Source organism: Kitasatospora sp. NPDC093558 (assembly GCF_040683475.1).
In the GTDB taxonomy this organism is placed as follows: Bacteria; Actinomycetota; Actinomycetes; order Streptomycetales; family Streptomycetaceae; genus Kitasatospora.
Window position 1 is genome coordinate 1 of sequence record NZ_JBFBDY010001103.1, and the last position, 1556, is coordinate 1556.

The 1556-nt window shown below is 72.8% G+C and carries 2 protein-coding genes; one reads left to right on the plus strand and one right to left on the minus strand.

What is annotated here, in order from left to right:
• Positions 1-600, minus strand: a 600-nt coding sequence (locus AB0O00_RS38875; protein WP_363659394.1) for a hypothetical protein, incomplete at its 3' end; no start/stop codon positions are given.
• Positions 601-1050: 450 nt separating this feature from the next.
• Between AB0O00_RS38875 and AB0O00_RS38880 the strand changes: the two genes are divergently transcribed.
• A partial coding sequence (locus AB0O00_RS38880; RefSeq protein ID WP_363659395.1) for an ALF repeat-containing protein occupies positions 1051-1556 on the plus strand: 506 nt, incomplete at its 3' end.

Here is a 1556-nt window from a genome sequence, read left to right on the forward strand (position 1 = left end):
GGCGGGGGCGGCGGGCGGCTGGGTGCTGGAGCCGGTGACGTTGAGTTCCAGCAGGACGGCGTGCGAGCCGACGGTCGCGCCCTCGCCGACGCCGAGGGCGGTGTCGGCGGCCACGTCGACGCTCTGGGACTTGCCGTCGGTGGTCAGGTCGGCGTGCAGGGCGCGTCCGGCGGTCTCGATCCGGAACGCGTCGGGGACGGTGAGGGCCAGATAGCCGGAGGCGCCGGGGGCGGCGAAGCAGACCCGGTACATCGGCAGTGTGACGGAGCGTCCCCAGACGGTGATCTGGTGCGGGGTGTCGCAGGGGGCGTAGGTGATGCCGCCGTCGCCGCGGGTGACGGTGATGCCGGTGGCCTGCTGGACTTCCTGGGCTCCTGGGTAGGTGCCGTCCTCGACCGCGTAGGCCGGGGCGGCGTTCGCGGCGTTCGCGGCGTCCGGAGCTGGGTTCGCGGCGTCCGGAGCTGGGTTCGCGGCGTCCGGGGCGGCGTTCGCGGCGGGCGGGGGCGCCGGCGTGTCGGCGCTCGCCGCGGGTTGGGCGGCACCGAGGACCGCGGCGGTGGCGACGGCAGCGCTCAGCCACCGTCGTATGTGCAGGGACATGGGTTCGCTTTCGTCGGTCCGCCCGGTGGTGGCGGGCGGGTGAGCGGTTGGGCCCTGGCGCGCAGGATCAGGGCATGCGGGTGCCCGGGCACGGCAGATCGTAATGCGCCCCGGTGACGTCTTTCCCAACGGTTTCCCCTTTCCTTGCCCTCTGCACCGGAACTGACGCCGCGACAAAACCGGCATTTGCGCCCAGGTGTGCGGGTGGCTCGTAACTTTTGTTCGCTCCGGTCCTGTTGTGTCCCCGGCGCGAGAAATTCCCGTTGCCCTGACCTGGTCTGACGCAGTGTGAGATGAGCAATCCGGCTTCGCTAGGCTCACCCGCGCCGAATCACGGTGAAGCACCGTGAAGCACGGTGCACGCCGAAAAACAGCAACAGAGGGGGAATTCGGGTGAATCCCGACACAGCGCGGTCCGGGCACGGCAGGAGGGGGTCCGCCGGCACACGGTTGCTGGGCCGCGGACTGCTCCCGCTGGCCCTGCTCGCCGCCCTGGTCTCACCGGTCCGGGCGGCTGCCGACAACCCGCCGGCGCCCGCCGGCCTGGAGGCCACCGACCGCGGCAAGGTCGTGCAGGCCTGGCTGGCCGGCGGACCCGCCGTCAAGGCCGCCGCCGAGAGCGCCCTGACCGGCTCCGGCCCGGACGACGTCCAGAAGTTCCTGCTGACCGGGCGGGCCGCCGCCGAGTACGTCGACGACCAGGAAACCGCCCGGCAGATCGTCTCCCAGGGCGGCCGGGCCCTGCGCGAGGCGGCCCAGCAGGCGCTGGCCGGCACCCCGCAGGACCTCGACGCGTTCATCCGCCAGGGCTGGCAGAAGCCCCTCGAACAGGACCAGGTCGTCGAGGCCGCCCGCATCGGCAACAGCGGCGGCCCCGGCGTCAAGGCCGCCGCCGACGCCGCCCACAACGGCTCGATCGACCAGGTCAAGGCGTTCCTCAACCACGACCAGGACAC